General features: G+C 75.8%; 15 protein-coding genes and 1 pseudogene. 13 read left to right on the top strand and 3 right to left on the bottom strand.

Annotated elements, in window-relative coordinates; all coding sequences use genetic code 11:
• Positions 1 to 57: 57 nt before the first annotated feature.
• Complete coding sequence (locus tag M1O15_RS13480) at positions 58 to 1,455, bottom strand: FAD-dependent oxidoreductase (RefSeq protein ID WP_248634041.1); 1,398 nt, start codon at positions 1,453 to 1,455, stop codon at positions 58 to 60.
• A 229-nt stretch (positions 1,456 to 1,684) separates the two neighbouring features.
• Here M1O15_RS13480 and M1O15_RS13485 point away from each other — a divergent pair, with 229 nt between their 5' ends.
• The 7 genes from M1O15_RS13485 (at position 1,685) to M1O15_RS13510 (ending at position 15,945) form a co-directional block, all read left to right on the top strand.
• Positions 1,685 to 2,512 carry a PhzF family phenazine biosynthesis protein gene (locus M1O15_RS13485; RefSeq protein ID WP_248634042.1) on the top strand — a complete coding sequence of 276 codons (828 nt, stop codon included), beginning with the start codon at positions 1,685 to 1,687 and terminating at the stop codon, positions 2,510 to 2,512.
• 208 nt (positions 2,513 to 2,720) lie between these two features.
• Positions 2,721 to 3,581 carry a DUF4132 domain-containing protein gene (locus tag M1O15_RS13490; RefSeq protein WP_248634043.1) on the top strand — a complete coding sequence of 287 codons (861 nt, stop codon included), beginning with the start codon at positions 2,721 to 2,723 and terminating at the stop codon, positions 3,579 to 3,581.
• Entirely contained in the window at positions 3,578 to 8,755 is a 5,178-nt protein-coding gene (locus tag M1O15_RS13495; RefSeq protein WP_248634044.1) for a hypothetical protein, read from the top strand. The genes M1O15_RS13490 and M1O15_RS13495 overlap by 4 nt, the downstream gene beginning before the upstream one ends.
• Entirely contained in the window at positions 8,752 to 9,966 is a 1,215-nt protein-coding gene (locus M1O15_RS13500; RefSeq protein ID WP_248634045.1) for an ATP-binding protein, read from the top strand. Before M1O15_RS13495 ends, M1O15_RS13500 begins: the two co-directional genes overlap by 4 nt.
• A 2-nt stretch (positions 9,967 to 9,968) precedes the next feature.
• Positions 9,969 to 13,937: a vWA domain-containing protein gene (locus M1O15_RS13505; protein WP_248634046.1), complete on the top strand. Its 3,969-nt coding sequence runs from the start codon at positions 9,969 to 9,971 to the stop codon at positions 13,935 to 13,937.
• Positions 13,934 to 14,068: a hypothetical protein gene (locus M1O15_RS31395; protein WP_282576706.1), complete on the top strand. Its 135-nt coding sequence runs from the start codon at positions 13,934 to 13,936 to the stop codon at positions 14,066 to 14,068. The genes M1O15_RS13505 and M1O15_RS31395 overlap by 4 nt, the downstream gene beginning before the upstream one ends.
• Positions 14,065 to 15,945: a hypothetical protein gene (locus M1O15_RS13510; RefSeq protein WP_248634047.1), complete on the top strand. Its 1,881-nt coding sequence runs from the start codon at positions 14,065 to 14,067 to the stop codon at positions 15,943 to 15,945. Before M1O15_RS31395 ends, M1O15_RS13510 begins: the two co-directional genes overlap by 4 nt.
• Before the next feature lie 36 nt (positions 15,946 to 15,981).
• Here M1O15_RS13510 and M1O15_RS13515 read toward each other — a convergent pair.
• A pseudogene (locus tag M1O15_RS13515) lies at positions 15,982 to 17,898 on the bottom strand (FAD/NAD(P)-binding protein); the annotation flags it as partial.
• A complete protein-coding gene (locus M1O15_RS13520; RefSeq protein ID WP_248634048.1) occupies positions 17,895 to 18,968 on the bottom strand; it encodes an amino acid ABC transporter permease in 1,074 nt (357 codons plus the stop codon). The gene M1O15_RS13520 and the pseudogene M1O15_RS13515, both read right to left, overlap by 4 nt.
• Before the next feature lie 775 nt (positions 18,969 to 19,743).
• On the opposite strand from M1O15_RS13520, the gene M1O15_RS13525 reads away from it, so the two are divergent.
• From M1O15_RS13525 to M1O15_RS13550, 6 genes are all read left to right on the top strand, one after another.
• On the top strand, positions 19,744 to 21,000 hold the full coding sequence (locus M1O15_RS13525) for an LLM class flavin-dependent oxidoreductase (RefSeq protein ID WP_248634049.1): 1,257 nt from the start codon (positions 19,744 to 19,746) through the stop codon (positions 20,998 to 21,000).
• The gene (locus tag M1O15_RS13530; protein ID WP_248634050.1) at positions 20,997 to 21,551 is read left to right on the top strand and encodes a GNAT family N-acetyltransferase; all 555 of its coding nucleotides are present in this window, start codon (positions 20,997 to 20,999) and stop codon (positions 21,549 to 21,551) included. Before M1O15_RS13525 ends, M1O15_RS13530 begins: the two co-directional genes overlap by 4 nt.
• On the top strand, positions 21,548 to 22,501 hold the full coding sequence (locus tag M1O15_RS13535) for an ABC transporter substrate-binding protein (protein ID WP_248634051.1): 954 nt from the start codon (positions 21,548 to 21,550) through the stop codon (positions 22,499 to 22,501). Before M1O15_RS13530 ends, M1O15_RS13535 begins: the two co-directional genes overlap by 4 nt.
• A 38-nt stretch (positions 22,502 to 22,539) precedes the next feature.
• Complete coding sequence (locus M1O15_RS13540) at positions 22,540 to 23,541, top strand: amino acid ABC transporter permease (protein WP_248634052.1); 1,002 nt, start codon at positions 22,540 to 22,542, stop codon at positions 23,539 to 23,541.
• Entirely contained in the window at positions 23,538 to 24,308 is a 771-nt protein-coding gene (locus M1O15_RS13545) for an amino acid ABC transporter ATP-binding protein (protein ID WP_282576707.1), read from the top strand. The genes M1O15_RS13540 and M1O15_RS13545 overlap by 4 nt, the downstream gene beginning before the upstream one ends.
• A gap of 76 nt (positions 24,309 to 24,384) precedes the next feature.
• A complete protein-coding gene (locus M1O15_RS13550) occupies positions 24,385 to 25,380 on the top strand; it encodes an ABC transporter substrate-binding protein (RefSeq protein ID WP_248634053.1) in 996 nt (331 codons plus the stop codon).
• Positions 25,381 to 25,384: the final 4 nt, after the last annotated feature.

Consider the following 25,384-nt stretch of genomic DNA (forward strand, 5'->3'; position numbering starts at 1 on the left):
GGGAGCGGGGCTCGGGAGTGCCGCCATGGGAGGCCGGGTGGCCCGGCGCGCTTCTCGTCAGCCGGCGCGCTCCTCGGCCTTCAGCGGCGGCTCCGGCGGGGTCGCGGGCACCGGCGCGAAGAGCACCGCACGGGCGACCTTCGGGGCGAAGAGCACGGTGACCGGGTCGACCAGGGCCAGCACGGAGCGGAAGGCCCTGCCCACCACCGGGTCGCCGGTGTACCGGGCCTGCACCCGGCCGAGGTACCAGGCGGCGGGGCGCTGGACGGCCGGAGTGTCCAGCGCATTGCCCCGCGCGCCCGGCATCTTCTTGTCCGCCCCGCTGGAGATGGCCCAGGCCTGCGCGGAGGCGCGGAACACGGCCCGCTGCACCCGCCGGGTGGTCGGCGTCCGGCGGCGGTCCGCCAGGGCGTCGCGCAGCGCCAGCGCGCTGAGGGCGGCGACCGCCATGCCCTGCCCGTAGATCGGGTTGAAGGCGCACAGGGCGTCCCCGGTCACCAGGAACCCGGCCGGCCGGCGCCCGGGACGGTCGTAGCGCCGCCGGGTGTTGGCCGTCCCCCGGAAGCCGCGTACCGGCGACTCGGCGCGCGCCAGCCGCAGCCAGTCGTGCACGATCGGATGCGGCAGCCGCTTCGCGTAGTCCTCGAACGCCGCCCCGTCCGTGGGCGGTTCGTCCCCGCGCAGCCCCGACAGGGTGACCAGGTGGCGCCCGCCCTCGATGGGGATCACCCCGCCGCTGTACGGCTGGTCCGGGCCCGGCAGCAGGTAGTAGCCGAGGCAGTCGGCCAGGGCGCCCTCCGAGCCGTCCCGGTAGACGCGGGTGGCGTAGGCGAGACCGGTGTCGATGGTCTCCTCGTCCGGGCGTTCGGCGCCGATCGCGTCGAGCCACCGGGGCGCCGGGGAGCCGCGCCCCGAGGCGTCCACGACCAGGTCCGCCGTCAGCGGCCGGGTCCCGGCGCCCGCGCCCTTCTCCCGCAGCAGCACCCCGCGCACCCGGGCGGCGTCCCCCAGCAGCCCGACGACCTCGGTGCCCTGCACCGTGGCGATCCGGTCGTCCGCCAGCACGCGCCGCCGCAGCAGGTGTTCCAGGGCGGGCCGGGTGCCGGTGTAGAGCGGGGAGGTGGCGGCGGTACGCCGGAACCACCGGCCGCCGTGGCACTGCACCATGTCCTCGGGCATACCGACCCGGGGCGCCCCCGAGGCGCGCAGCTCGTCCATCACGCCCGGCAGCAGCTCCTCCAGGGCCCGCTGCCCGCCCTCCAGCAGGACATGGGTGTGCCACCCCTGCGGCACACCCGCGCGCTGCCCGGGCTCCTCGGGGAAGCGGTCCCGCTCCACGATGGTGACCCGGACCGCGTGCTCGGCCAGCACCCGGGCCGCGAGCAGCCCCGCGATGCCGCCGCCGATCACCACGGCGTGGCGGTTACCCGCCCCCGTACCCAACTGCTCGCCCATGCGCGCCCCTTCGCATCGTCGGATGGCAACCGGCCCAGTATCCCGGACCGGGCCCGGCCGGTGCGAAAGGGCGCACCCGGCGGCGGACCGGGGCCCTGCGCCGGCGCAGGGTGCCGGACGACGGGCGCCGACGGGTCCGGGGGCCACCCGCGCGAGGGCGGTGAAAGTCAGTCCACCCGGATCGGATTGGCCTTGTTTCCCGCCGGATTGGTCTCGCTACCGTGCGGCCATGCGATTCCATGTGATTGACGCCTTCACCGACCGCCCGTTCGCCGGCAACCCCGCCGGTGTGTGTCTGCTGCCCGCCGGGGACTGGCCCCAGGACGACTGGATGCAGCAGGTCGCGGCCGAACTCGGCTTCTCCGAGTCCGCCTTCGCGCTGCCGCTGCCCGCCTCGTCCGAAGCGGACTGGGAGATCCGCTGGTTCACCCCGCTGGTGGAGACCAACCTCTGCGGCCATGCCACATTGGCCACCACCCATGTGCTGCGCACCGAGCACGGGCTCACCGGCGCCGTGCGGTTCCGCAGCAGGCGCAGCGGCACCCTGGTGGCGCAGGCGGACGAGGACGGCACCGTCACCCTGGACTTCCCGGCCGCGCCCGGCACCGAGACCCCGGTGCCGCAGGGGCTGGCCGAGGCCCTCGGGCAGAAGCCGGACACGGCCTTCCGCACCGGCGCGCTCGGGGACCTGCTCACCGTGCTCCCCGACGAGCAGGCCGTCCGGTCCGCCGTCCCCGATCTCGACGCCCTGGCCGGACTGATCCGCCGTGAGGGGCTGCGCGGAGTGATCATCACCGCGCCGGCCGCCCGCCCCGACCAGGGGTACGACTTCGTCTCCCGGTTCTTCTCGCCGGCCGAGGGCATCCCGGAGGACCCGGTCACCGGCAGCGCCCACACCGCGCTCGCCCCCTACTGGTCGGCGCGGCTGGGCCGGGACGGGCTCACCGGGCTCCAGGTCTCCGCCCGCACCGGCCGGGTGCGCACCGCGCTGCACGGCGACCGGGTCCACCTCAGCGGCCACGCGGTCACCGTCCTGGACGGGACGCTGCACCTCTGAGCCCGGCCCCGGCCCGGCGCCCGCCGCCCGGGACCTGACCGCCCGCCACCGCCCCGGCCGCGCGATCGCGCACGCACGGGCGGCTCCCGAACGCATTGTCACAGGGTGCCCCTAGAGTCTCTCCCACTCGTCACGGTGCGTCGCCGTCGACGGGTCTCATCAGCGTGCCGCCGGTCAGGCGGCGGCCGGACGGCGGGGAGAACAGCGCATGGGGTGGGTAACGGCGGGCGACTACGAAGTCGCCCTGGAGGCGGGCCGGCTGGTCTGCCGCAACGGGAAGGGACGGCTGCTCAAGTCCGTCCCGGCCAAGCTGAAGGACGATCCGGCGGTCGTCGGCCTGCGGCAGCTGACGGAGTGGCTGGAGCGGCACGAACGCCGCTGCCTGACCGATGTCGAGCAGTGGATGGTGCGTTCGCTGCCGGTCCCCACCGCGGTGCTCGCCCGGGTGTGGCCCGACCCGGCGTGGCAGGCGGCCCTGCGCGACGTGGTGGTCACCGGTGCCGACGGCGGGGTCGCCGGATTCCTGCGGGATGTCGACCCCGACCGCGGTCTCGGCCTGGTCGACCTGGACGGCGACACGGTCCGCATCACCCCGGACGTGGTCAGCGTCCCGCACCCGGTCCTCCTGGACGATCTGGAAGAGCTGCGCGAGTTCGCGGTCGAGCTGGGCGTGGGCCAGCGGGTGGAGCAGCTCTTCCGCGAGGTGTGGCACCGCCCGCCCGGCCTCGGCCCGGACACCACCTCCGTGGACACCTACGCGGGCGGCGCCTTCAAGCAGCTGCGGTTCCTGCACGGCCGGACCACCCAGCTCGGATACCGCTCCCGCGGCGGCTACGCGGTCTGCCCGGTGGTCGAGGACGGCCGGAGCGTCGAGGCGCGCATCTGGATCGGCGAGCACGACGGCTACGACGACTACGGCACCGAGACGGGCCCCCTGGGCTGGACCGACCCCGCGGGGCGCACGCTGACGGCGGCCGAGGTCGGCCCCGTCGCCTGGTCCGAGGGCATGCGCATGGCGGCGGCGCTCTACGCCGGACGCGACGTGGAGAACGAGGAGCAGGCGGCATGAGCACCACCACGACCGACACGGCGACGGCGGACACCACCGTGAAGCCGCCCGCGCAGGCCTCCGGTGCGGACCCCGCCGCCGAGGCCCGCGCGGGCGCCCTGCTGGAGGCCGGCGCCGTCCTGCCCGCCGGCACCACCGGCCGGGACGACGCCGACACCCTGACCGCCCGCACCTACACCCACCCCGCCCTGGGCGAGCGCCCCGTGGTCCGGCTGGTGCCCGGCACCCTGGGCGAGGCCGAGGACCTGGCGCTGGAGTTCCTGGGCCTGGCCCGCACCGCCGAGGCCCCCGTGGTGGGCCAGGTCCGCCGGGAGACCCTGGGCTTCCCGGCCTGGGCGCTGGTCAACGACCCGGCCAACGGGCACCACGCCCTCGCCCTGGTCAAGGACATCGAGCGGCTGGGCCGGCAGGCCAAGACCCGCGCCGGAGCCGCCAAGGAGGGCTTCGACACCCTCGGCACCCGCCTGGGCCGGGCCGTCCCGCACTTCCTGCCCACCTACTACGAGCAGGTGGCGCGGCTGTTCCTGCAGGCGGAGAACACCACCTACGCCGCCACCTTCTTCGGCAAGGCCCGCGAGGCCGAGCGGGTGCACGGGCTGGCCGTGGACGAGGACCGGCAGCGGGCCGTCTTCCTGGAGTTCGCCTTCGCCGGGGCGCTGACCGTCAAGGCGCTGCGCCAGTACGTACGGGACCTGGTGGCCCGGCTCGCACCGGTGGACGCCTGGACGCAGTTCCGCCGGCTGCTGGTCGAGCGCTGCGCCGCCGGGATGCCGCCCTACGCGGCGCTGCCGCAGGACGTGCGCGCGCTGGCCAAGGCCGCCGCCCTGGACCGCGCGACCGCCGAACGCGACCTGGTGGCCGACCTGATCGGCTCGCCCGGCGTGGTCCGCGCCCCCGCCTCGTTCTGGGCCGCCTACCGCCCCGCGCTCCTGGACCTCGCCCGCCGGGACGCGGCCGTCCGCGCCCGGCTGCTCGGCTTCTTCCCGGAGACCTTCACCGAGGGCGGCGGGGACGGGGACGGCGAGCACGGCTGGCTCGCCCTGCTGGCCGCATCCGGTGCCGAGGAGCTGCTAACCGCCCTCCCGGGCGCCCCCGCGGCGGACCCGGGCGCCTCCGGCGAGGCCCCGGCCGTCTCCCCGGCGGAGTGGCTCGGCCGCTGGGAGGCGCACCGCAAGGGCCACCGGTCCACCTCCGGCCGCAGCCCGCGCACGCTCGCCCTGGTCACCCGGATGGCGGAGCGGCTGCGTGCCGACGGGCGCCCCGTGGAGCTGTTCCAGGGCCGCTGGCAGCGCGTCGCCGACCTGGACCTCCTGGACCTCTGCCTGGCCTCCGGCATCCCGGTGGCCGACCCGGAGGCACCGGGCCCGGACGCCGCGCGCCGCCCCGCCCTTCCGCTCGTCCGGTGGCTCGCCGACACCGGGCCCGGCGCACGGGACCTCACCGCCGTCGCCGAAGAGCCCGCCTTCCGCGCCCTGCTGCGCCGCACGGTCGGCGACCTGGGCAACGGCCGCCACAACCACCCGGACGACGCCACCCTGGCCCGGCTCGCGGCGCACCCGGTGCTCTCCGCCGTACTGCGGGAATGGCTGACCGCCCGCGCCGAGGAGTACACCGCCGCGCGCGGACTGCCCGCGCTGCACTCCGCCCTCGGCAGGATCTCGGTGTTCCGGCCGGTGGCCGGCCAGGTCGCCCCGGAGGCGGTCCGGCTCCTCCGGGCCCACGACGTGGCGCCGCTGCTCGCCTCCTCCCTGCGCACCGGTGTCCTGGACGAACTGGGCTGGCCCGCGCTGGACGAGACCTGCGCCGAACTGACCGCGGAGGCCGACGCCGCGGCGCGCCGGAACCGGCGGGCGCAGGGCGTGAGCGTCACCGGCGCCTGGCCCGCACTGGTCCTCAGCACCCTCGAACGCGCCGTCGTCGTCGGCCCGGAGGGCGTCCTGCTGCGCCACACGCTGCGGCTGCCGCCGACCGCCGACCACTGGCGGGCGCCCGCGTTCCGCTACGTCGACGGCGAGTTGCTGGTCATCTGGTGGGAGGACGGCACGCAGCACGGCTACTGGTCCCACCGCCCGGCGGAGAGGTTCACCCTCGGCGGCGAGCAGATCCCCCGCTGGGGCGGCTCCGGCGCCTCGGAGGACGTCTGCCTGCCGCTGCCCGGCGGCGGCCGTGCCACCGGGGGCAAGGCCCTGCACGCGGGTGACACCTCCCTTCCGCCGCACCGCGCCCTGCTCTCCGACGGCACCGGCTACTGGCGCGAGGGCCACCAGGGCCGGCAGCACGTCTGGCTGGAGTACGACCCGGCCGGCGGCACCCACGGCCGGGCCTCCCTGCCCGCCTTCCTCCGCTCGGCGGTGCGGGACGGCAGCCGGCTGCTCTCCGAGCACTGCCAGGTGCTGCCCCTCCAGCCCGGCCTGGAGAACACCCCGCTCGGCACGGACGGCACGGTCCTCGGCCGCTGGGTCCGCCGCACGGTCAGCGAACCGGGCACCGCCGCCCCCGCGGACGGCCACCGGATCACCGCCGGCACCCCCGACGGCCACACCGTGCGGCTGCCGCACCCGCTGCCCGGCGGCGGCAGCCCGGTACCCCTGGGCGCCCTCACCCTGCCCGGCGGATCACGGCCCGTCCTGGTGCGGCAGCACCGCTGCGTCGAGGCCTACCCGGCGGACACCGACGGCACCGGCGGCACCCTCTGGTCCGTCACCCCCGACTCCTGGGTCGGAGGCGACGCGCCGGGCACCCCCTATCTGCCGCCCGTCGCCTACTGGCACGCCCTGCGCCCCCGGGACGAGCGGGGCTCGGCCGCCCTGCGGAGCCTGGACGACTCCCGGGCCGCACAGCTCATGAAGGAGGTGGCCGCCGCGGTCGCCGCGCACCTGGCGGCGTTCCGCGCCGTGGAGGAGTACACCGGGCCCTCCTCCCGGGAGCTGACCGAACAGGCCGTCGCCCGGGTGCTGCCCGAGGTGACCGACGCCCGGCTGCGGGCCGGCGTCACCGCCGTGGTCCGCGGTGCCGTCGACCGGGCCGCCGCGATGGCCCGCTACCTGCGGCCGCCCGAGCCCGCCCGGCCGGCCACCCCCCGGGACAACGCCCGCACCCAGGGCATGTTCTTCGACCGCTCGCCCGAGCACGCCGACGACAACACCCTGCGCGAGGCCACCGCCTGGGGCCCCGAGCGGCTGTACGGCGGCTGGTGGGGCGGCGCGGCGCGGTGGACCGTCGTCCGGCAGATCCTCGCCGTGAACCATGTGCTCACCGGCGAGCCCGCGTTCGGCCCGCCCGTGCCGTCCAAGAATCCGTTCACCCCCGCCGACGGCTGGACGCGCGACGAGCAGACCGTGCCCGGCGACTCCCTGTCCTGGCCCGCCCTCCTCGACAAGCTGCCCGAACTGGCCTACCGGGCCGCCTCGGCGGCCACCTCCCCGGAGCACCGCGCCGCGCTGCTGGTCCTGCTGGACACCCTGGCCGACGGCCCGCTGGCCGACCCCAAGGGCACGGTCCGCCAGATCGAGCTCATCGAGCCGTACGCCACCCGAACGCCCGGGCAGGGCGGCCGGGACGCCGTCCAGCGCCTCGGGCAGGTGCTGCGCAAGGGCGAGCGCACCGTGGTGGTCGTCGGGGAGCGCAGCCGCGACTACCGCAACGACACCGCGCGCTGGCTGGCCCTGGACCATGACCCCACCGGCGTTTTCGGGCCCGTCCCCGGCTTCACCCTGGACGGCGAGCACGTCCACCGGCAGGGCATCGACCGCGACCGGCTCACCCGGCTCACCACTTCGGTACGGGAGCGGGGACCGGCGCCCTGGCGACCGGAGGCCGCCGAGGCGTTCCACACCGCCACCGGCATCGGGTCCCTCCAGGCCGCGGCCCTGCTGTCCGCCGCCGTGAAGGAGCCCGGCGCCGAGGCACTCGCCCTGCTGGGCACCAAGGCCCGCGCCTTCGAGGCCGCCCAGGACAGGCTGCACACCCTGCCCGGGGACGCCCGGCACGCGCTGTGGCGGGCACTGCTGCCCGCCGACCCGGCCGAGCTGTGGACCACCGGACCGGACGTACCGGCCGCCGCCGAGGTCTGGCGGGAGCGCCTGGCCTCGCTGGTGCGCGTCCCCGAGGAACTGGACGCGGACCTGACCGGCACCCGCCCGGCCGACATCGACCGCGTCCTCAACGCGGAGTCCCGCACCTGGCCGGGCCGGGCCATCCCGATCGAGGACGGCACCGGCCGCCCCGGTCTCCACCAGGTGAGCGCGCACGGTGCGCTCGTCTCGGCCCTCACCGCGCTGCGCACCCTCGCCTACGTCCTGCCCCACGGCCACCCCCTGCGGGACCGGCTGCCCGTCAGCCTGGCGGCCCTGCGCCGCCGTCTCGCCGACCCCGACCTGGTGCTCGACCTCGGCCTGGCCTGGACCGAGACGGGCGACCCGGTCGGCCCCGCCGTCCGTGCCGCCTACGGGCTGCCCCCGAAGGGAGCGGCCGAATCCGACGGCCTGGTCCGGGCCGGCAGCGCGCTGCTCCTCGTCCCCGGCTACGGCGACCAGGAGCAGCTGCTGATCCGCCCGGCCGGCCTGCAAGGCCCCGAGGACCCGGCGTTCGGACTCGTCGAGGGCACCGTCGGCGGCTCCGGCTCCGGCTCCGGCGATCTGCTCGCCCTGCGCGCCCTGCTGAGCCAGGAGCTCGACACCCTGGTCGCGGCGGGCGCCCCCGACGGCACCCCGCAGTACCCGGCCCAGGACCCGGCCCGTGCGGTGCCGGAGCTGGTGGCCCAGGTCGCGGACACCCTCGGCCTCACCCCGGACGCCGCGGCCCTCTACCTCATGCTGCTCGCCCTGCCGGACCCGACCGACCGCAACTGCGCCCGCTGGACCGAGTGGAAGCCCGCCCGGGCCAAGAAGGCCCGGGCGGAGCTCGCCGCCACCGGCCTGGTCGTGGAGGCCAAGCGCTCCCGCGCCGGCCGCACCCTCTTCCTGCCCTGCGGCTGGCTCGAACGCGGCGCCCCCGCGCTGCCGGTGGAGACCTGGAAAGAAGGCCTCTACCCGATCGCCGGATCCACCCGGACCCTGCCGCACCTGCCCGTCCCTGAGCTGTTCGCCGCCGCCTGGGCTCGGGTCCGGGGCGGCGACGCCCCCGCCTACGAAGAACTGGACACCCGCGCACCCCGGAAGGGCCGCCGCCGATGACACGCGACACCACGACCACCACCCTCGGCACCCCCGAGGGGGACGTCCCGGCGGGCCCCGCCCGGGAGCACCGCCAGACCACCCCGCCCGAGGACCGGTACGCCACCGAGCTGGCCTTCCTCGCCGCCCATGACTCCGGCCCCCGCCCGCCGGGCTGGCGCCTCACCCCGCGCGCCGTGGTCACCTTCGTGATGGGCAGCGCCGGAGAGCCGCTGAGCCTGCCGAGGGGCGCCGCGCCCGGCACCGGCGTGCCGCGCCGCCTGGTCATCGAGCAGAAGTTCGTCGGCGAACGCGCCCTGGTCGAACGGTGCGTCGTCACCCTCGCCGGAGAACGCGGCCTGCTGCTCGTCGGCGAACCGGGCACCGCCAAGTCGATGCTCTCCGAGCTGCTGTCGGCGGCCGTCTGCGGCACCAGCGCCCTCACCGTGCAGGGCACCGCGGGCACCACCGAGGACCAGCTCAAGTACGGCTGGAACTACGCCCTGCTGCTCGCCCAGGGTCCCACCGAGCAGGCCCTGGTGCCCTCCCCGGTGCTCACCGCCATGACCCGGGGCGCCGTCGCCCGCGTCGAGGAGGTCACCCGCTGCCTCCCCGAGGTCCAGGACGCCCTGGTCTCCCTGCTCTCCGAGCGGCGGATCGCGGTCCCCGAACTCGCCGGCGGCGAGAGCGCCCAGATCCACGCCGCCCCCGGCTTCACCCTCATCGCCACCGCCAACCTGCGGGACAAGGGCGTCTCGGAGATGTCGGCCGCGCTGAAGCGGCGCTTCAACTTCGAGACGGTCGGCCCCATCGGGGACGTGGACGCCGAGACCGCCCTCGTCCGGCGCCAGTCGCGGGCCGCGGTCGAACGCGCGGGCGCCGCCTACCAGGTGGACGACGCGGTGCTGGAAGCCCTGGTCACCGCCTTCCGCGACCTGCGCGAAGGCCGCTCCACCGAGGGCTGGGAGGTCGAACGCCCCTCCACGGTGATGAGCACCGCCGAGGCGGTCTCCGTCGCCGGCTCCCTGGGCCTGGCCGCCGCCTACTTCCCCGGCGATCGGGACGTGCTCTCCCTCCTGCCCGGCCACCTCCTCGGCGTCGTCCGCAAGGACGACCCCGCCGACGCGGCCCGGCTGCTGGGGTACTGGGACGGGCCCGTCCGCCGCCGCGCCGAGCAGGGCTCGGCCACCTGGCGCGCCCTGTGGGACCTGCGCGCGGTACTGGAGAGCTGAGGATGCGCCAGACGACCACCACCCCCGCGGAGGCCGCGGTGGCCGCGCTCGCCGCCACCGGGCCCGGGCAGCCCTTCCTGATCGGGGTGCGCCACCACGCGCCCTCCCTGGCCGCCGCCCTCCCGGCGCTGCTGGACGCGGCCGCCCCCGATGTCCTGCTGGTGGAGCTGCCCGCCGAGTTCCAGCCCTGGCTGGGCTGGCTGGCCCACGAGGAGACCGAGGCCCCGGTCGCACTGGCCGCCGTACCGGCCGGCGGGCCGCACCCGGACGGCGAACGGCAGCCCGCGTTCTACCCGTTCGCCGACTTCTCCCCGGAGCTGGTCGCCCTGCGCTGGGCCGCCCGGCACGGCATCCCGGCCGTGGCCTGTGACCTGCCGCTGGCCGACCGCGCCTGGGCCCGGGGCGACGGCCCGGGCACCCCCGCACCCGCACCGGCCCCGGACGGCCTCACGCCGGGGGAGGGGGGCCCGGGCGGGGGCCCTGGATGGTCCGCCGTGCCGGGGGAGGGGGACGGGCTGTCCGCCCCCGTATCGGGGGAGGACCACGGATCGTCCGCCCTCGCGCCCGCGGCTGGCCCCGGAGCGTCCGCGCCCGTGCCCGGGGAGGCCCCCCGACTGCCCGCCGCGCCCGGGCAGGGCCATGGGCTGCCCGCCGTGCCCGGTGAGGCCCCCGGACTGTCCGCCGCGCCCGGGCGAGGCCATGGGCTGCCCGCCGTGCCCGGTGAGGCCCCCGGACTGTCCGCCGCGCCCGGGCAGGGCCACGGGCTGTCCGCCGTGGCCGGTGAGGCCCCCGGACTGTCCACCGCGCCCGGGGCGGCCCACGGGCTCTCCGCCGTGCCAGGGGCGGTCTCCGGACTGTCCGCCGCCCTGCGCTCCCGGCTCACCGGCCGGGAGGGTGACGACCTGTGGGACCGGCTGGTCGAGGCGCCCGCCCCGGGCTCCAGTCCGGAGGCGCTTCGCCGGGCCGCCCTGCTCACCGGCTGGGCGTTGCGGTACGAGGCCGAGGCGCGGGGCACGGTGGACGGCACCGACCTGGTGCGCGAGGCCTGTATGCGGCGGCACATCGCAGCGGCCCTGGCCGAGGGGCGGCGGCCCGCCGTGGTCGTGGGCGCTTTCCACACCCCGGCGCTGCTGTCGGCGACGAGCGGGGCCGGGAGCGTGGAGGAGAAGGGGGACGAGGGGGCCGGGGCGTGCACCGTGTCCCTCATCCCGTACACCTACCCGCTGCTCGACTCCCGGTCCGGCTACCCCGCGGGCATCCGGGACCCGGAGTGGCAGCACACCGTGCTGGAGTCGGCCGGCGACCCGGCCGCGCTGCACGAGGCGCTGATCCGCACGGCGGTACAGGTCTGCGCCGCGCTGCGCGGGCAAGGCCACCCCTACGGCCCGGCGGACGGCCGGGAGGTGGTCCGGGTGGCCGGCGACCTGGCCCGGTTGCGGGATCTGCCCGCGCCCGGCCGGGGCGAGCTGCTGGAGGCCGTGCAGACGGTGCTGGGGCGGGGCGAGACCTACGGCACCGGCCGCGCCGTCGCCCAGGCCCTGGAGCAGGTCCTCGTCGGGACGCGCACCGGGCGGCCCGCGCCCGCCGCGCCCCGCAGCGGTCTCGGCCCCGCCGTGGAGGCCGAGATCGAGGAGCTGGCCCTCCCCGGGCCGGGGGACGCTCACGAGAAGGCGCCGCGCGACCTCCGGCTCGACCCGGCGCGCTCCGCCCTGGACCGGCGCCGCGAGCTGCTGCTGCGCCGACTGTCGGTGTGCGGCATCCCGTACGCGCAGGAGCAGGATGTCACCGGCGCCGGGGGGACGGAGGCGCTCACCACCCGCTGGCAGATCCGGTGGACCCCGGCGACCGCCGCGATGCTCACCGCCGCCGGAGCCCGCGGCGTCACCCCGGCCCAGGCCGCCGCGGGGGTGCTGCGGCAGCGGCACGCCGCCGAGCGGGCCCAGGAGGGCCCGACGGCCGCGCAGGTGGTGCGGGGGCTCACCCAGGCCGCCGAGTGCGGGCTCCCCGCCCTGACCGACGAGCGGCTGGCGGAGCTGGCGGCGGTGCTCCCCGCCGCCGGCACCCTGCCCGAGCTCCTCGCCGGGCTGGACCTGCTGGACCGACTCGCCGCCGGCCACCTCCCTGGACTGACGGCCCCGGCCCCGCTCCCGGAGGCGCCGCATACGGAGACGGGCCACGCCCGTATCGCCCACGCGGTGGAGCTGCTGACCTCGGCGGCGGTGCGCCAGGTCGACGGGCTGACCGGGTCCGATGAGCCCGAGGACGCCCGAGCGCTGCTCGAACTGGCGCAGCGCGCCGACCGGTTGGGCGGCATCCGGCTCACCGACGCCCTCGCCCGGCTCGCCGCCGACGGCACCCCGCTGATGGCGGCCGCCGCCGGGGCCGTCCGGGTGCTCACCGGCCACGAGGAGGCCGAAGCCTTCGGGGTGCGGGTCGCCTCCTGGGTGGACGGCGCCGCGGACAGTGCCTCCCGGGCCGCGCTCACCGCCCGCCTCACCGGCGTCCTGACGGCGGCGGGCCCCCTGCTCACCGTCGGCGCCGCCGCCCTCGATCCGCTGCTGCGCCGAGTCGTGGAGCTGCCGGACGCCGCGTTCCTGGCCCGGCTGCCCGCCCTGCGCGGCGGGTTCGACACCCTGAGCCCCGCCGCGCGGGACCGGCTGCTGGACACCGTGGAGGAGCGGCTCGGCGAACAGGTGGACAGCCTGGACGGCGACGACCCGGTACAGCTGGCCCGCCGCACCGCCGCCGACCTCGCGGCCCGCGATCTGCTGGCCGCACTCGGCCTGCCCCTGCCCCCGCCCACCGGCGCCCTCCCCCTGACCAACGGCCCCGGCCCCACCCCTTCCCCGACCCAGGCACACACCCTCGCCCCCGCCGACCGCTGGCGGCTGGTCCTCGGCCGCCGTACCGACGAACTGCCCCCCGGCGCGGCCCGTCTGGCGACCGCGCTGGACGAGCTCTACGGCGCGGGGCGCGGCGAGGGGTCGCGCGGCGGGCTGCCCGGCGGACCCTCCCGCCGCGGCGGCCGGGAGGCATCGTTCCCCGGGGTCCGCGAGTGGTCGGAGGAGCTGGCCGCGCTGTTCGGGCCGGGCGTACGGGAGGAGGTGCTGGCCGCCGCGGCCGCGACCGGCCGGCCGGACGTCCTCGCCGAGCTCGACCCGGCCGCCGCCACCCCCTCCGTGGAACTGCTGCGCACCGTCCTGCGGTACGCCGGCGGCCTCCCCGAGGCCCGCCTCGCGGCGCTGCGGCCCCTGGTCGCCCGCCTGGTGGACGAGCTGACCCGGCAGCTCGCCACCCGGCTGCGCCCGGCACTCACCGGTACCATGCTGGCCCGCCCCACCCGGCGCCCCGGGGGCCGTCTCGACCTGCCGCGCACCCTCCGCGCCAACCTGGCCACCGCCCGGCGCACCGCCGACGGCACGATCCAGGTCATCCCGGAGAAGCCGGTGTTCCGCAGCCGGGCCCGCCGCTCGGCCGACTGGCGGCTGATCCTGGTGACCGATGTCTCCGGCTCCATGGAGGCGTCCACCATCTGGTCCGCGCTGACCGCCTCCGTGCTGGCCGGGGTGCCCACCCTGAGCACCCACTTCCTCGCCTTCTCCACCGAGGTCATGGACCTCACCGGCCATGTGCACGACCCGCTCTCCCTCCTGCTGGAGGTGAGCGTGGGCGGGGGCACCCATATCGCCGCCGGGCTCCGGCACGCCCGCTCCCTGATCACGGTGCCCAGCCGCACCCTGGTGGTCCTGGTCAGCGACTTCGAGGAGGGCGCCCCGCTCGGCGGACTGCTGGCCGAGGTGCGCGCCCTGGTGGCCTCCGGGGCGCACGTCCTGGGGTGCGCGAGCCTGGACGACGCCGGGCGCCCCCGCTACTCGACCGGGGTCGCCGGGCAGCTGGTGGCCGCGGGGATGCCCGTGGCGGCCCTCAGCCCCCTCGAACTGGCCCGCTGGATAGGGGAGAAGACCGCATGACCGCCGCCCACCCCACCGCCCCGGCCGGCTCTGGAGCAGGCCGCATGACCGCCGCCCACCCCACCGCCCCGGCCGGCTCCGGGGCAGACCGCATGACCGCCCACCTCACCGCCCCGGAGCGCATCGCATGACCGCCGCCCAGTTGCCGCCCGTCGCCCCGGAGGTGACGGCCACCCTGGTGGAAGACCTCTCGCCCCGGCTGCGCAAGCGTCTGGACGCGGCGGTCGCCAAGCTCGCCGCGTACCCGGTGCACCGTGACGGGGACACGGTGGTGATCGCGGTCGACGACGAGACCGCGCTGCGCCTGCACGCCCCGGGCGGTGCGGTGGCGACGCCGGACGCCATCGTCTGCGGCTGCCTCCTCGCCCCGGCCTGTGTGCACCGCGCGGCCGCCGCCTGCGCCGCCCCGGCGGCGGACCCGCCCGCCGAGCCCCCCGCCGACCCCGTCCGGCAACCGGCGCAGGCCCCCGCATCCAAGGAACCCCCGGCACCCCCCGCGATCCCCTCGGCCGACGAGGTGGCGAGCCCCGCCCAGCGGGCCGCGGCCGCCGCGCTCTGGTCGGCGGGCGCCGCCGTGCTGGAGGCCGGTGTGGACGGGGCCGGGGCGGTCGCCCAGGCGGCGCTGCTCCGGGCCGCACACACCGCCAGGCTCCGACAGCTGCCCCGCGCCGCGGCCGCCGCGATCACCGTGGTCACCCTGCTGCGCGCCGCCCGCGCCCACGACCCCTCCTACCGCACCGCCGACCTGGTCACCGCCCTGGCCGAACTCCTCACCACCGCGCACCGGTTGCGCACAGTGTCCGGGGCGGAGCTGGCCGCCGTCCGGGGCCGCGCCCGCCGCCCGTACAGCCCGGACGGCTCACTGCGGCTGTACGGGCTGTTCACCGAGCCGGTGGTCACCGGCTCCGGACACGGCGGAGCCCGTACCTGGGTCGCCGGACCCGACGGCCGGCTCTACACCGTGGGCGATGTGGCACCCGGCGGGGTCGGGCGCGCGCTGGGCGTGGCCGACCGGGCCGTACGCCTCGGCGACACCGCGCTCACCCATCGGGAGCTGGGCCGGGCCGGGCTGGCCGTGGCCGGGGCGACCGTCTCCCCGGACGGCCGGCTGGGGGCCGGCAAGGGCGTCAAGGCGGTGTCCGCCCGGGGCGCGGGCTGGTGGGAGCCGCCGCTCGCCGCGCTGTGGGAGGTGCCGCCGGCCGCGCAGGCGGCCCGGGCGCTGGCCTCCGTCTCCCGGTACGCGGACCCGGACGGCGGCGGCAGCGACCTGCTCTTCCTGGACGTCGAACTCCTCGGCGCGGTACGGGAGGCGGGCGGCAGCTGCCTGCTGGCCCGGTGCGAGGGCGGTACGGCCGTCCGCCTCGCGGTCGCCGACGACGATCCCGCGCTGGCCCACCGGGACAATCTGATGCTGCTGGCCACGGCACCGGGGATGCGCCTGCGGATCATCGGCCGGCTGGCGCCCGCCCACCACCCCCGCCTCACCCTGCTCGCCTGCTCGCACCCCACCGGCGAAGGCATCGTGGACCTCGGGTTCGACCGGCTGCGCCGCGCCGACCTGCCCGACCCCGGCGCCCCCGTGCACCCCGCCCCGCCGCGACCCGGCGACGGCGGGACATCGCCGGCGCTCCATCTGCTGGAGCGCCGGGTCGAGCAGACGGTCCCGGCGGGCCGGGCCGCCCTCGGGCTGCTCGGTGACACCACCGCCGAGGCCGGCCGGCTACGCCGGGCGGGCCTGCCCACCGCCGCCGGCCTGCTCACCGCCCTGTGCGCCTCGGCCGCACAGCGCGAGCGGGACGGATTCGGCCGCCTGCTGCCCGCCGACACCGACGGCTTCGCCACCCACTGGCTCGCCGCCGCCCGCTACACGGCCGCCGTCGCCGAATCCCTCTGCGCGGCGGCCTGGCAGCCGGCCCCGGGCTCCGACCCCGGCGAACCCCGGCCGTTCACCGCCCCCGCCGCCCCCGCCGACTTCACCGCCCCCGCCGACCCCGCCGGTGGTCGCTGACGGAGCGCCCAGCGCGCCGAGCGTACGGAGCGTGCCGAGCGTACGGAGCAGATCGCGGGCCACCGCGTCGTTCTGCCGGAAGGCGGGGGCGTCGGTGCCCGGGCGGGCGAAGGCGGCCACCGCGCGGCTGTTGGTGGGCGCGCCGAGGGCGAGGCGGCGGGGGTGCGGTCCGCCGGCGGACGGGTCGACCAGCCGGGCGGTGGCGGGCGAGACGGTGAGCAGTCCGGAGCGGTGGGTGTGGCCGGCGTCGCTCAGCACCTCCTCGGCGATCCGGCCGCCCCGGTGCAGCCCGGCCAGCAGCGGGTCCTCGGTGCGCTCCAGCGAGGGCCGGGGCAGATAGGCCTCGATCAGGGCGGTGGCCCGCACGGTGTGGCCGGGGACGGTGGGGCTGGTGGCGGTGAAGGTGCCGGTGGACTCGTCGGTGCCGACCCGGACGTCCGCGCCGAGGAACCGTACGACCCCCGCCCGGGACAGGGCGTCCAGCTGGCGCAGCCGGAAGCCGGGCGGCCCGGAGGCGAGGAAGCTGAAGAACCCCTGCCACCAGCCGTCCACCCCCTCGGCGACCGAGCGAGCGGTCAGCCGCCCGGTGGCGAACAGCCCCGGCAGCTGCCCGTAGACCGAGAGCAGGGCGTAGAACGCCCCCAGGTCCGCGCTGAATTGCTGGTCCTCGCGGCGGGCGACATCCGCGTGGACCAGCTCACGCACATGCTTCTGGAAGTCGTCCGGCGAGGCGAAGGCCAGCCCGTCCAGCGGGCGGTCCAGGGCTTCAAAGTCCAGCCGGTCCGCCGGGTCCGGCACGGCGGCGGCCACCAGCTCGGCCATCCGCGGCGCGTACCAGTCCAGCCGGTCGTACGCGTCGAGGAAGCCGGCCCAGTCCAGGGCGGTGCGCTCGGGGTGGGCGTGGAACAGCTCGTGGTAGTGGCCGAACCCGATCTCCTTGGCCATCAGCGGCCAGACGTCCCGGCGCAGGTCCAGCGCGGTGCCCCGGGCGAGCAGACCGCGCACCGCCTCCGGCCCGAAGTGCCGGGGCAGCGGCGGCCTCGGGCCCCGCAGCCGGTAGCGGGTCTTGGAGTGGTACGGCACCCCGCGCCGGGAACCGGCGTACAGCACCGGCTCCCGGCCGGACGGCTGATACTCCAACTCGCCGCCGGGGCCCGTGCGGTAGGTGCCGCCACGGCCCTCGGTGAGCAGCACCACCAGATCGGTGAAGGCCAGTCCCAGGCCGCGCAGCAGGACGGGTTCGCCGGGGCGCAGCCCGGAGAGGTCGGCGTCGGCGGAGAACTCCGGCGGCAGGTGGAAGCGGCCGTGGCGCCGGGCGAAGCCGGCGTGGGCCTGATGCTCCGCCGCGGGCACCGAGCCCAGATGGCCCTGGGCGAGGACCACCAGATCGGCGCTGAGCGGGACGGCCCGGCCGGCCAGCCGCACCTGCTGCGGGCCGTCCGGGGGACCGGTGACCTCAGTCGCGGTGGCCCGGTGCCACTCGACGGTGACCGACGGCGGAAGGGCGCCCAGGGCCCGGCGGAAGGCCCACTCCAGATAGGCGCTCTGCACCCGGCGGGTGGGGAAGTCGGCGCCGTCCAGGGCCCGCAGCTCGGCGAGCACCTCCGGATCGGCGGGCACCGCGTACGGGGTGTGGCGCGGGCCCCGGCCGGAGAACTGGGCGGCCCACTCGGCCAGCGAGGGCCCCGGCCGCACCGGGCCCTCGATGGTGGACGAGTCGTCGGTGAACAGGGTGACGTCCTCGGCCATGGAGTTCATCCGCAGCAGCGGCGACTGCTCCCGGCGCCAGACCCGCCCCGGGCCCGGTGGATGCGGGTCCACCAGATGGATCCGCAACCTCCGCCGCCCGTCCCAGAGTTCGGGGGCGTTGGCACCGATCCGCTCCAGCAGCCCGGTGGTCCGGGGCCCGGCGCCCACCACGACGATCGATGAGGGGTCATCGGGTGCGGTCATCGGCCGCCTCCACTCTTCGACGGGGCGGTGGGCGCGGTGGGAGCGGTGGCGGCGCTCAACCGGGCCCGCAGGGCGGCCAGTCGGATCCGCAGCCGCCGCACCGGGGTCGGCGGCAGGGCGCGTGCGGTGCCGCGCGCGTAGTGCCGCTCCACATAGAATTGCCCGATGCCCAGCACCGTGGTCACGGCCACGTACCAGAGGGTGGCCACCAGCAGCAGCGGGATGACCTGGTACGTCTGGTTGTAGACCAACTGGACCGAGTACAGCAGGTCGTGGACCGCCAGCACACTGACGATGCTGGTGCCCTTGAGGGTGCCGATCAGCATGTTCCCGGCGGTCGGCACGATGGAGCGCATCGCCTGCGGGATGACGATCCGGCGCAGGGTGCGCCACCGGCCCAGCCCCAGCGCCGCGGCGGCGTCGCTCTGCCCGCTCTCCACCGAGAGGATGCCGCCGCGCACTACCTCGGCGGCGTACGCGGTCTCGTGCAGGGTCAGCCCGATGACGGCGGTGAGCACCGGGCCCAGCAGGTTGACCGTCTCGACGGTGAACAGCTCGGGACCGTAGGGGATGCCCAGGCCGAGCGTCGGGTAGAGGGCGCCGATGTTGAACCAGAACAGCAGCTGCACCAGCAGCGGGGTGGAGCGGAACACCCAGACGTACCCCCAGCCCAGCGCCCGCAGCACCGGGTTGGCGGACAGCCGCATGACCGCGACCAGGGTGCCGAGCAGAAAGCCGAGCACCATCACCGCGGCGGTCAGCCAGAGGGTGAGCAGCAGCCCGTCCAGCACGGCGGCGGTGGTGAAGTACCGCCCCACCACGTCCCATTGGAAGGCGTCGTTGCGGACCACCGAGTCCAGCAGCCGGGCCAGGAGCAGCAGGGCGACGGCCGCCGCCAGCCGCCGGCCGAGGTGCCGGCGCGGCACGATCGGGGGCGGCGGCCCGGTGTCCGGGGGTGCGGACACCGCGGACGCGGGCCCGGGCAGCGCGGACGCGACCGCGGTGACGGAGTCGGTGACGGAGCCGGTTACGGGGGCGGCGGGGGCCAGGGCGTCGGAAGGCGTGACCATCGGGGGTCTCTCCGGGGGAGGGGATCGCGGGCGTGGGCTACCGCCCGGCGCACCCGCCGGCGCGCGGCACAGCCGCCGCGCGGCCTCGGTGCGGCCGGGGGTTCTCGCGTCATCACGCTCGCCGCGTCCCTCAACGCGACCGGAGCGGCGTCCACCAGTGCGGAGCCGGATCCGCCGACGATCGTACGTGCCGACGGCGTGAGCCTGTCAACCAGGGCGGAGCCCGCCGGGCTCAACGGGGCTGCCGCCAGGAGGAATTGCAGCCCCGGAGGACCCGCCGCGGGCCCCGGCGAGACGCCTCACCGCTTGACGAACAGCCCTCTGTACTGCTCAATGAACCCCATGGATGCCGCTCAGCAGCGCTTGGTCTCGCGCGACCACATCGACTTCGGTCGGGTGTGGTCCGCGGCGTGTTGCGCCTGACGCGGCAGCGGGCCGTCTGATCGGCCCTTCCCTCCCTCGGTACCCCGTCGCGGGCCGACCCCTCCCTCGTACCACCGCTGTGCGCGGACGCCGACCCGCGCACCGGGAGCGTACGAGCCGGACGCGCGCTGCCGCCGCCCCCTTCGACGCCTCGCGTCTCACGCCGTAGCACCCACGCCGTAGCACCTCGTCGTAGCACCTGACGGCGCCGCCGTTTCCCGGTGCGCGCTCCTTCGACGCTTCCGCCTACCCGATGCGCCCCCGCCGGGGCGGTCGCCGCCATCCGGCCGTTGCGCACCGCCCCGTACGACGACGTATCCATGTATCGACTTATCGCTGAAAGGTCATCTCCATGCCTGTGGAGTTCCTTGGCATCGCCGCGACCAACGACGGTTCCGAGACCACCGCCCGCTCCGGTGCCGCCTTCGACCGGGAGTACACGCTCCGGCTGGGCCGCGCCCACGAGGACCACGGCTGGGACCGGGTGCTGTTCGCCTACGGCTCCGGCTCCCCGGATCCCGCCCCGGCCGCCGCGTATCTGGCGAGCAGGCTGGACCGGTTGCAGATCCTGCTCGCCCACCGCCCCAATGTCTCCTACCCGACCTTCGCCGCCAAGACCTTCGCCACCCTGGACCAGATCAGCGGCGGCCGGCTGACGGTGCACTTCATCACCGGCGGCAACGACCACGAGCAGCGCCGGGAGGGCGACACCCTCACCAAGGACGAACGCTACGCCCGCACCCGTGAGTACATCGGGATCGTCAAGAGAATCTGGACCACCCATGAGCCCTTCGACCACGAGGGCGAGCACTACCGCTTCCAGGACTTCGTCAGCGATGTCTTCCCCGTTCAGCAGCCGCGCCCGGACGTCTCGTTCGGTGGCTCCTCACCGGCCGCGTTCGCCGCCGGGGGCGCCGAGGCGGACATCTACTGCCTGTGGGGCGAGCCGCTGGCGCGGACCGCGGAGCAGATCGAGGCGGTGAAGGCCGCAGCCCGGGCCGCCGGTCGTACCGAAGTGCCGCGTATCCAGGTCGCCTTCCGCCCGATCATCGCCCCGACCGAGGAGCTGGCCTGGGAGAAGGCGCACCGCACGGTCGGCGCGATCCGGCAGCGCAAGGAGCAGGGCCTGGTCCGCCACCGCCGCGGCAGTGACCCCGAGAACACCGGCTCCCAGCGGCTGATCGCGATCGCCGAGGCGGGGGAGCGCTACGACCGCGCCCTGTGGACCCCCACCGCGGCCGCCACCGGCGGCGCCGGCAACTCCAACGCCCTGGTCGGCACCCCGGAGACGGTCGCCCAGGCCCTGCTGGACTACTACGACCTCGGTGTGGACATCCTCTCCGCCCGCGGCTACGACCTGCTGGGCGACGCCATCGACTTCGGCCGCCATGTCATCCCGATCGTCCGCGAGGAGGTCGCCAAGCGCGACGCCGAACGCGAGGCCAGGCGGGGCGCCGAACGCGATGCCGAGCGAGCCGCCGCGCAAGCGGCCGACCAGGCCGCCGGCCGCGACACCGCCCGTGACACCGGCCAGGCCACCGGCCGCGGCACCGGCCCTGACACCGGCCAGGCCACCGCCCCCGCGGCTCTCACGGCGGTGCGCGGATGACCGCCCCCGCCCAGGCGCCGGCCACCGCGCCTATCGCCGGTGCCGCCGCCATATCCTCCGCACGGTCCTTCGTCCGGGTGGAGGTCGCCGATCCCCGGGTGCGGCCGTTGCTGCGCGAGCTCGGCGACGAGTATTCGGCCCGCTACGGCAAGAACGCGCACAGCGAACTCGCCCGCTACCCCGACCAGGAGTTCACCCCGCCGCACGGAGGGCTGCTCGTCTTGCTGCTGGAGGACGGCGAGGCGGTCGCGGGCGGCGCCTTCCGCCGCTACGACGAGTCCACCGCCGAGCTGAAGCGGATCTGGACGCACTCCGCGCACCGGAGGCGCGGGCTGGCCCGGCTGGTCGTCGCCGAACTGGAGCGCGAGGCGGCCGCCGCGGGCTACCGGCGGATCTATCTCACCACCGGCCACCGCCAGCCGGAGGCCCGCAACCTCTACCTCGTCACCGGATACACCCCGCTGTTCGACACCGAGGCCGACCCGGAGGCCACCGGCGGCCCGCTGCCCTTCGAGAAGCGCCTCACGTCCACCCGGGAGGCCACCCCATGAGGCCCACCACCCTCCTCGTCCGGCGCGCCGCCCTCCTCCTGCCGGTGCTGCTGCTGCCGGTGCTCACGGCCTGCGGCTCCGGCGACGGCGGGGCCGTGGCGGCGGGCGGCGCCTCACCCGCGCCCACCGCCGATCCGGTGGCCGCCGTCCGCACGGTGGAAACGGTCGCCGCGCTGCTGCCCGCGAAGGTCCGCGAGGCGGGCACCCTGCGGGTCGGCAGCTCCATCGGCGCCCCGCCCGGGGCGTACTACCCCGACGGCCAGGGCAAACCGCCCGCCGGACAGGACATCGACCTCGCCGACGCCGCCGCCAAGGTGCTCGGACTGGAACTGGAGCGCCAGGACGCCTCGTTCGAGACGATTCTGCCCGCCCTCGGCAGCGGCAAGTACGACCTGGGCACCGGCAACTTCGGCGTCACCGCGGAACGCCGCAAGACCGTCGACTTCGTCACCTACATCAACGACGGCCAGGGCTTCGCGGTGAAGACCGGCAACACCAGGCTGAAGAAGCCGGTCGGCGACCTCACCGAGCTGTGCGGGCTGACCGTCGGCACCAGTGCCGGCACCACCTTCGAGGCCACCCTCGACGCCCAGCGCGGAGTGTGCGCCAAGGCCGGGAGGAAGCCGTACCGGGTCAGTGTCTTCAGCGAGTCCGGCGCCCTCAACACCGCACTGCGGCAAGGCCGGATCGACGTGGTGATGTCCACCATCAACGGGCTGCGCCACCAGGCCGCCCAGCCCGCGGCCGGCACCACCTTCCTCGGCGAGTACCACCGCCTGGACGTCGGCTTCGCCTTCGCCAAGGGCTCCGAGCTCACCCCCGCCTTCCAGGCCGCCGTGAACCAGCTGATCAAGGACGGCACCTACGCCCGGATCCTGGAGAAATGGGGCACCACCGCCTCCGCGATCGAGAAGTCCGAGATCAATCCTCCCGAACACGCGCGAAGTTGACCCCTCCGCGGCCCGCCGAGCAGAGACACGACACCATCATGGGACTGACCACCGACCCCGCCCCGCCGGGCCCGCTCCTCGCGCCCCCCGGCACCCAGCCCCCGCCTCCGACCGAGGACCCTGCCGAACTGCGCGTGGTCCCCGTACGCCACTACGGCCGCTGGGCCGCCGCCGCGGCCGTCGCCGTGCTCGTCGCCCAGTTCGTGCACGGCCTGGTCACCAACCCCGTCTGGGAGTGGCACGTCTTCGCCGACTACGTGCTGTCCGAGACCATCGTCCAGGCCGTACTGGTCACCCTCCAGCTCACCGCCTACGCCACCGTGCTCGGCTTCCTCCTCGGCACCGTGCTCGCCTTCATGCGGCTCTCCCGCAACCCGGTGCTCCAGACCGTGGCCTGGTCCTACGTCTGGGTGTTCCGCTCCATCCCGATGATCGTCCAGCTAGTGTTCTGGTTCAACCTGGGCGCGCTGTACCGGGAGTTGGGCGTCGGCATCCCGTTCGGCCCGGTCTTCTGGTCGGTGGACAGCAACAGCCTGATCGGCACCATCGGCGCCGCCCTCATCGGGCTCTCGCTGCACCAGGCCGCCTACGCCGCCGAGATCGTCCGCGGCGGGGTGCTCTCCGTGGACCACGGGCAGCTGGAGGCGGCCGCCGCACTCGGCATCCCCCGGCTGCGGCAGATCCGCCGGATCGTGCTCCCGCAGGCCATGCGCGCCATCCTGCCCACCGCCGGCAACGAGATCATCGGCCTGCTCAAGGGCACCTCGGTGGTCTACGTGATGGCCATCGGCGAGCTCTTCTACCAGGTCCAGGTGGTCTACGGCCGCACCGGCCGGGTCATCCCGATGCTGATGGTCGCCACCGCCTGGTACGTCCTGCTCACCACGGTGCTGTCGGTGGCCCAGTTCTACGTGGAGCGCCGCTACGCCCGCGGCGCCGACCGCACCCCTCCGCCCACCCCGCTCCAGCGCCTGCGGCGCCTGGCGGCGGCCCAGCCCGTACCCCCACCCGTACCCCGGCCCCTGAAGGAGCAGCCATGAGCGAGGACCAGGCCATGGTCGACATCCGAGGCGTCCACAAGAGCTTCGGAGCGCTGGAGGTGCTGCGCGGGGTCGATCTGCGGCTGCGCCCCGGGGAGGTCACCGCGATCCTCGGGCCCTCCGGCTCCGGCAAGTCCACCCTGCTGCGCACCATCAACCACCTGGAGAAGGTGGACCGCGGCTGGATCAGCATCGACGGCGAGCTGATCGGCTACCGCAGCGTCCGGGGCCGGCTGTACGAGCTGAAGGAGAAGGCCGTCCTGCGGCAGCGCACCCATATCGGGTTCGTCTTCCAGGACTTCAACCTCTTCCCGCACCTCACCGTGCTGGAGAACCTGGTGGAGGCCCCGGTCTCCGCGCTGCGCCGCCCGCGGGCCGAGGCCCAGGCCACCGCCCGCCGGCTGCTGGAGCGCGTCGGTCTGGCCGACAAGGCCGGCGCCTATCCGCGGCAGCTCTCCGGCGGCCAGCAGCAGCGGGTCGCCATCGCCCGCGCGCTCGCCCTGGAGCCGAAGGTGCTGCTCTTCGACGAGCCCACCTCGGCGCTCGACCCGGAGCTGGTCGGCGAGGTCCTGGACGTCATCAAGGACCTGGCCCGCACCGGCACCACCATGATCGTCGTCACCCATGAGATCGGCTTCGCCCGCGAGGTGGCCGACACCGTGGTGTTCATGGACGGGGGAGTGGTGGTGGAGCAGGGGCCGCCCTCGGCCGTCCTGGACGACCCCAGCCATCCGCGCACCCGTGCCTTCCTCGCCAAGGTCCTCTGACCACCCCGAGCCAAGGTCCTCTGACCATTCCCTGTCCACTCCCTCCCGTCCCACCCACCCCGCAAGGAGAACCACCGTGTACACCCGCCGCACCGCCACCACCACCGTCATCGGACTCGCCGCCGCACTGCTCCTCGGCGCCTGCGCCAACCCGAGCGACGGGGCCACGACCGAGGTGAAGGCTCCGGGCGACGGTTCCGGCAAGACCGGCACATCCGTCAAGATCAACAACAGCCCGGACCAGAACCGGGTCACCACCCCGAAGGTGGACGCGATAGCCGCCAAGCTGCCGGAGGCGGTACGCAAGAGAGGCACCCTGAAGATCGTCAACTCGGCGGACGCCTCGGCGCCGCTCGGCTTCTACGCCACCGACGACAAGACGCGCATCGGCGTGGAGACCGACATCGCCCATCTGGTCGCGGGCACCCTCGGCCTGAAGCCCGAGTTCACCTCGGTCTCCTGGGAGAACATCTTCGTCGGCCTGGACGCCGCCAAGTACGACGCGGGCTTCAGCAACATCACCGTCACCGAGGAGCGCAAGGAGAAGTACGACTTCGCCACCTACCGCAAGGACGACCTGGCCTTCGAGGCGAAGAAGGGCAGCAAGCTGAAGATCGACGACTTCCGCGACGTGGCCGGCCGCACCATCGCCGTGGACTCCGGCACCAACCAGGAGAAGATCCTGGTGGACTGGAGCAAGCAGGCCGAGAAGGCGGGTCTGGAGCCGGTCGACATCAAGTACTACAAGGCCGCCTCGGACACCTATCTCGCCCTGGAGTCCGGCCGGATCGAGCTCTTCCTCGGCCCCAGCCCGACCGCCGCCTACCGGGTGGCCTCCGCCGGCAGGACCGAGATCGCCGGCACCCTCTCCGGCGCGGGCGACGGCCTCCAGGGACTGATCGCGGCCACCACCAAGAAGGACAGCGGACTGGTCGAGCCGCTGGCCGCCGCGCTCAACGAGGTCATCGACAACGGCACCTACGCCAAGGTGCTCCAGCGCTGGGGCCTGTCCACGGAGGCCGTGGCGAAGTCCGAGATCAACCCGCCCGGCCTGCCCAAGACCGCCAAGTAGCGGC

Origin of the sequence: Streptomyces lichenis (assembly GCF_023218175.1) — a bacterium.
Taxonomy (GTDB): Bacteria; Actinomycetota; Actinomycetes; order Streptomycetales; family Streptomycetaceae; genus Streptomyces; species Streptomyces lichenis.

What these genes read in the sequence shown, in the direction of transcription:
- M1O15_RS13480 (WP_248634041.1), bottom strand. Translation starts at nt 1,455, where the DNA reads ATGGGCGAGCAGTTGGGTACGGGGGCGGGTAACCGCCACGCCGTGGTG.
- M1O15_RS13485 (WP_248634042.1), top strand. Translation starts at nt 1,685, where the DNA reads ATGCGATTCCATGTGATTGACGCCTTCACCGACCGCCCGTTCGCCGGC.
- M1O15_RS13490 (WP_248634043.1), top strand. Translation starts at nt 2,721, where the DNA reads ATGGGGTGGGTAACGGCGGGCGACTACGAAGTCGCCCTGGAGGCGGGC.
- M1O15_RS13495 (WP_248634044.1), top strand. Translation starts at nt 3,578, where the DNA reads ATGAGCACCACCACGACCGACACGGCGACGGCGGACACCACCGTGAAG.
- M1O15_RS13500 (WP_248634045.1), top strand. Translation starts at nt 8,752, where the DNA reads ATGACACGCGACACCACGACCACCACCCTCGGCACCCCCGAGGGGGAC.
- M1O15_RS13505 (WP_248634046.1), top strand. Translation starts at nt 9,969, where the DNA reads ATGCGCCAGACGACCACCACCCCCGCGGAGGCCGCGGTGGCCGCGCTC.
- M1O15_RS31395 (WP_282576706.1), top strand. Translation starts at nt 13,934, where the DNA reads ATGACCGCCGCCCACCCCACCGCCCCGGCCGGCTCTGGAGCAGGCCGC.
- M1O15_RS13510 (WP_248634047.1), top strand. Translation starts at nt 14,065, where the DNA reads ATGACCGCCGCCCAGTTGCCGCCCGTCGCCCCGGAGGTGACGGCCACC.
- M1O15_RS13520 (WP_248634048.1), bottom strand. Translation starts at nt 18,968, where the DNA reads ATGGTCACGCCTTCCGACGCCCTGGCCCCCGCCGCCCCCGTAACCGGC.
- M1O15_RS13525 (WP_248634049.1), top strand. Translation starts at nt 19,744, where the DNA reads ATGCCTGTGGAGTTCCTTGGCATCGCCGCGACCAACGACGGTTCCGAG.
- M1O15_RS13530 (WP_248634050.1), top strand. Translation starts at nt 20,997, where the DNA reads ATGACCGCCCCCGCCCAGGCGCCGGCCACCGCGCCTATCGCCGGTGCC.
- M1O15_RS13535 (WP_248634051.1), top strand. Translation starts at nt 21,548, where the DNA reads ATGAGGCCCACCACCCTCCTCGTCCGGCGCGCCGCCCTCCTCCTGCCG.
- M1O15_RS13540 (WP_248634052.1), top strand. Translation starts at nt 22,540, where the DNA reads ATGGGACTGACCACCGACCCCGCCCCGCCGGGCCCGCTCCTCGCGCCC.
- M1O15_RS13545 (WP_282576707.1), top strand. Translation starts at nt 23,538, where the DNA reads ATGAGCGAGGACCAGGCCATGGTCGACATCCGAGGCGTCCACAAGAGC.